This window comes from Vibrio sp. 10N.222.48.A3, assembly GCF_041475345.1.
Lineage (GTDB): Bacteria > Pseudomonadota > Gammaproteobacteria > Enterobacterales > Vibrionaceae > Vibrio > Vibrio tasmaniensis_A.
Genome location: NZ_JBFRVX010000667.1, coordinates 1 through 5446, shown reverse-complemented (window position 1 = coordinate 5446; position 5446 = coordinate 1). Strand labels below are relative to the sequence as shown.

Sequence of the window (5446 nt, the reverse complement as noted above, 5' to 3'; positions counted from 1 at the left end):
GAGCCTCGTTAATATTGGGTATTAATTCAAAACTTAGGTTCGGCTTAATACGTCCAAACAGAACAAACAAAAACAGCGCCAAATTAGACGCCGTTTCTATTTCTTGCCTCGTTATCACAAAGCTGGAGTTATCTTCGTTTAGATAACTTCTTTTGAAGCGTCCGTGATGATAAAGTTATCGATGTACCCATTAACATTGACCTCATCCTAGGTAATGTCCGGGGGTTTAACCGCTTTATCTAAGCCAATTAAGGTGTGAATGAGTATTGTAGGCGAGATAATCCCCTCTTTGACATACCTACTTGAATTAAGTGAAACTCTGCTTTTCTGTATGTACCGAAATTCTAATGACTTCCTAAGGATTACTCTATCCATTGGAGCATGTTTAAGAAGCCATGAGTGCGAGATGTCATCAAAGCAAGACTTTATATCTTCCTCGAATATCCATTTCGCCGCGCTCACCGATCAACCCTAGTTTAGGAGTTTAAAATGGCAAATCCTTTAGAACTCAATATCGATTATATTTTAAAACCCAACGGCAGCTTTCAGCCGCCAAGCGCCTGTGACATCGAATTTAAAAGATGGACAGGTAATCTTTATATGGCTTTTAAAAGCAATAAGGTAAAAGCGATACCTTACCTGCAGAGAGGTATTGATGCCGTTTATTCTCATCTTGAAGCGATGAAATATAGACACCATAAGAAGCTAAGTAGCAGTTATGGTTTTGGTGCCTCAGATGTGACAAATGATCCGGTGTGGATGGTTCTGCGCAGTCAGATTAGAGTACATTTCAAAAAAATAATAAGAGAAGTTCGCCCAAGTAAAACGCCACTGGAAAATATTCGCTTTAAATGTATTAACCGCACTACCTATAATTTTTTGCTACAGCAGATAAAACTCATCGAATCACTTAGAACAAATATTGTAAGAAACGGTGAGCTAGGACGTATACAGCTTGAAGTGATTGATGCACAACTTGATAGCCTGAAAAGTTTGTACGATCAGAAAGAGAACATTGATAATAATATCTGGCAGATCCTTAATGATCAGCATAAACGCAATTCATATACCGCACTTTGTCATAAAGGTATCAAGACCAGTTATGAAGATAAAGCATCAGCAAGAGACGGTGCGCTAAGTACTAAAAATACTCTGGATCTTTTTGCTGAAGGCAAAATTGAAATAAAACGTACTTGGGATTTTAGAAATATAGTCCGTAACCAAGCCTCAGTTAAGGCTGGTGTTGAAGCACGAGTTAAAGTAGAAACCGACTTGCATGCAAAATTCGGCAGCAATGGCGGGGCGGGGATTATGAAGGGGCGGGCGGGCAAGCCGGAAATAGGCATAACAGGCAATGCCGGTGTTAGCCAAGGATTAGGAAAAGAAACCAACTTTTCACAGGCTGAGCTTGAAAATCGTAATGGTTTTGCACCAATGCAGTTGATCCCTGGCATCGATATCGGGGTTAACCTTGAACTGGCGGCAAAATTTGGCGTAATGGTTGAAGTCAGCCATGAACTGAGTATTGGACAGTTATTTGCTCTACAAAGCGAAGCGTCCTTATTTGTCGGCGCGGAAGTTAAAGCTCAGGTAAACGGAGCATTCAACAGCAGCAATATCCTCGGAGCTGATGAGTTTATTGTCGGCGCTATCGGTGGTAGTGCTTTTATCGGTGCTAAAGCGAAGGGATCGACAACAGCCGTTTTTAAAGCGCGCAGTATTGATGCTGCACGTTTTAAAATTGAAGCTTCGGTAAGTGCTGGCGCTGGAATAAACGCGGCACTTGAGGCTGTTGTACGCGGTAGCGGCGATATTAAAGTGAGAGCGGCTGCAGGCTTAACAGCAGGTATAGGTACTGATGTAGAGGCGGATACCATGGTTAATCCCCTTCTCCTTAAAATTTTGCTGTGGGATAAATTAGCCTCCCATTTAACAACAAAAGCTTATCAAAAGCGTAAAAATGAAAAATATGACCGCAGTGTCAACATAGTTGCACTTGGCCGATGTCAGAATAAAGCCCACACTTATATGATTTTATTAGATCAAAGCTATAAGTTGCTTGCTGAAGAATTATGGCGAATTTCTGTTATCACAGACTTTACTGAATCTGACATTGATGGAATGAGGGGGACTCTGCCGAATTTGTTCAGACCACCAGAACTTGAAGCCGCCTATTTAAGCTCAACGGATAACAGTGACGACGCATTGACCAATGCCCAGCTAGGAGTTGAAATAGCCGCTAATGCACGCTTTAAAGACAGGAAGAAAACAAAAAAACACGCACAAAAGGGCAGCTTGCTGATCTTAGAACCTCAAGTTTAGCCTTCAAAAATTACGCTTCTGTTGCGAATAGTAAATTGGATATTGCCCGAAAGGGTCAGCTGTAGTTGTGGTGGTAGTTATAGTTGTAGTTGTAGTTGTAGTTGTAGTGGTAACAGTCGTTGTAACAGTAACTGGCGAGAGAAGAAGCGATTCAGTCACTCGCCTTTGAGCCTCGTTAATATTGGTTATTAATTCGAAATCTAGGTTCGTATCAGAACTTCCAAACAGTAAAAACAAACACAGCGCCTAAATAGGCGCTGTTTTTGTTTGTTATCTCGTTATCGCTTAATTAAGCGACAAGAAGTCAGATTAAGCGATAAAAAGTGAGACTAAGCGATGAAAATCTGTGCCAATGCGTAGCCTAAACAACATGCACCCACTACACCGATTAAACCGACCGACATGAATGAGTGGTTGAAATACCACTTACCAATCTTGGTGGTACCAGAGACATCGAAGTTAACCGTAGCGATATCTGATGGGTAGTTCGGGATGAAGAAGTAGCCGTAAACCGCTGGCATTAAGCCGATAAGCAGGGCTGGGTCTAGTCCTAAGCCAAGACCAACAGGCAGCATCATACGTGCAGTAGCGGCTTGCGAGTTCACCACAACCGATACAATGAATAGCGCTAGTGCAAACGTCCATGGGTAGTTAGTCACCATTTCCACGATGCCCGACTTGAACTGAGGCATTGCGTATTGGAAATAGGTATCCGACATCCAAGCGATACCGAAGATAGCAATCGCTGCCACCATACCCGATTTGAATACCACGCCGTTTGGCACATCACGCGGGTCAGTTTTGGTCGCTAACAAAATGATACCGCCGAAACAGAGCATCATCATTTGGATGATCACCGACATCTTGATTGGCTTGTCGCCGTCTACGATGGTTCTGATCTCAGGCACCATCGCCACGATAACAATCACCACAATCGACAATAAGAAAATCAATACTGCATTACGAGCCGAAGTTGGAAGTACTTCATCCAAAGACGTCGCAGTGGTGCTTTCGATGCGCTTTTTCCACTCAGGATCTTTTAGACGCGCTTGGTATTCAGGATCGTCGTTCAGTTCTTTACCACGTTTCAAGCTATACAGAGAAAGTAAAAGTGTGCCGAACAGCGTTGCAGGAACCGTCACCATCAAAATAGAAAGCAGAGTAATAGAGTGTTGGATATCAGAAAGTTGCGCGAGGTAATAAACCACTGCTGCCGAGATTGGAGATGCAGTAATCGCCAGTTGAGATGCAACAGATGCAGCCGCCATTGGGCGCTCAGGACGAATACCATTCTTCAGTGCAACATCACCGATGATAGGCATGATGGAGTAAACCGCGTGGCCAGTACCTAATAGGAATGTCATCGAGTAAGTCACGAACGGTGCTATCAAGGTGACGCGTTTCGGGTTCTTTCTCAGTACCCTTTCGGCCACTTGCAGCATGTATTTCAAGCCACCAGCCGCTTCAAGAATAGAAGCACAGGTAACAACAGCGAGGATGATCAGCATTACGGTGACAGGTGGAGACGTTGGTGGCATCTTGAAGACAAACACCTCGATAACCAAGCCAATACCAGAAACAACACCTAAGCCAATACCGCCATATCGAGACCCGATATAAAGAACGACTAATAAAAATAGAAACTCAAAATACAACATAAGCAACCCTGCTAAAAATGTGGACTAATGATATTTTGTCCCTAAGTTCCGCTATTTACTTATCGCTTGGTCACACTATGATTGCAGACTCTCGCAAATTGTTTTTTCTAAGATTATGGTCACGCTAACTGAACCGTAAGTTTATGAAATGTAATAGGAAGACAGACTCTAAATCTAAATTTGTTATGTACGATAACCATTATTGTGACTGTTAGATCTGCATGGCCTATAAAGTGCCAGATTCATAACTTAACGATATTATTTTATTCATAATCAATCATATATAAAGTCATCCAGAAGCATACTCCCAATCTAACTAAGCATATTCTTACTGAACACTGACTCGCCTATCCCGAGACACTATGTCAAAATACTCGCCCTCACGATGACAACACAGAAAGAACCACGGATATGAATTTTCAAGCTGCTATTTTTGATATGGATGGACTGTTACTCGACACCGAGCGACTTTGTATGCAGATTTTTGAAGAAGCATGTCACGCGCAAGATGTTCCGTTCTTGCAAGATGTTTACTTAGGCATCATTGGTTGTAACGCAAAAACCATCGAACAAATTTTTAGAAAGGGCTACGGCGAAGGGTTAGATTACCCGGCGCTGAACACCGAATGGCGCACTCGCTACAATGCGGTTGTTAAGCACCAAGCAATCCCAGTTAAAGATGGTGTTATCGAACTACTTGAATGGCTTAAAGCAAACGACATTCCAATCGCGGTTGCGACCTCCACTCAGCTTGATATCGCGAAAAAGAAGCTTGAACTGGCTGGGTTAGATTCTTACTTCGCTTCGTTAAGCACAGGCTGTGAAGTCACCAATGGTAAGCCTCACCCTGAGATCTACTTGCTAGCGGCAGAGCGCTTAGGTGTTGCACCTGAAAATTGCCTAGCGTTTGAAGATTCAAACAACGGTATTCGCGCATCTATGGCAGCCAACATGATCAGCTTCCAGATCCCAGATTTGGTAGAACCATGTGACGAAGTGAAAGCGCTTGGTCACACGATCAGCCCTTCCCTACATCATGTGTTAGCGCAGCTTCAGCAAGCCGTCGCTTAAGCTCTAATTACTGTTGATAATGCTTTTATCTATCTCGTCCTAAAATACGTAGACAAGCCTCTCTATTAAACCGACTCACTGAGTCGGTTTTTTTGTTTATATTCCTTTTATAAAAGATAAAAAATCGCGCAAGAAACTGTTACAGTCGAGATGAAACGATACTAATCGATAAGCAACATTGATAACGTCTACAGATGGAGAAAGGGACGCGTGATTAAAAGATTTGAAAGCCAACTGCTTGATTTTGCTCAGCAAGAGATGACACAGGATGCCGCGCACGACATCAGCCATATCAAGCGAGTAGTCAAAACTGCTGAGGTTTTGTGTACTCAAGAACAGGCTAAGCTTGAGGTCGTTCTTCCTGCCGCTTACCTTCATGATTGCTTCACCTTCCC

At 42.9% G+C, this 5446-nt stretch carries 3 protein-coding genes and 1 pseudogene; 3 read left to right on the top strand and 1 reads right to left on the bottom strand.

The genetic code is table 11. From position 1 onward, the window contains the following. Nucleotides 1–489: 489 nt before the first annotated feature. Entirely contained in the window at nucleotides 490–2322 is a 1833-nt protein-coding gene (locus AB4653_RS18080; protein WP_102258361.1) for a hypothetical protein, read from the top strand. A 329-nt stretch (nucleotides 2323–2651) separates the two neighbouring features. On the opposite strand, the gene AB4653_RS18075 is transcribed toward AB4653_RS18080, so the two are convergent. After that, complete coding sequence (locus tag AB4653_RS18075) at nucleotides 2652–3980, bottom strand: anaerobic C4-dicarboxylate transporter (RefSeq protein ID WP_004732879.1); 1329 nt, start codon at nucleotides 3978–3980, stop codon at nucleotides 2652–2654. A gap of 411 nt (nucleotides 3981–4391) precedes the next feature. Between AB4653_RS18075 and AB4653_RS18070 the strand changes: the two genes are divergently transcribed. Together AB4653_RS18070 and AB4653_RS18065 are read left to right on the top strand one after the other, a co-directional pair. Further along, nucleotides 4392–5051 (top strand): HAD family phosphatase, encoded by a 660-nt coding sequence (locus tag AB4653_RS18070; protein WP_009846189.1) that lies wholly within the window; start codon nucleotides 4392–4394, stop codon nucleotides 5049–5051. A gap of 210 nt (nucleotides 5052–5261) precedes the next feature. Beyond that, nucleotides 5262–5446 (top strand): annotated as a pseudogene (locus AB4653_RS18065) (phosphohydrolase); the annotation flags it as partial.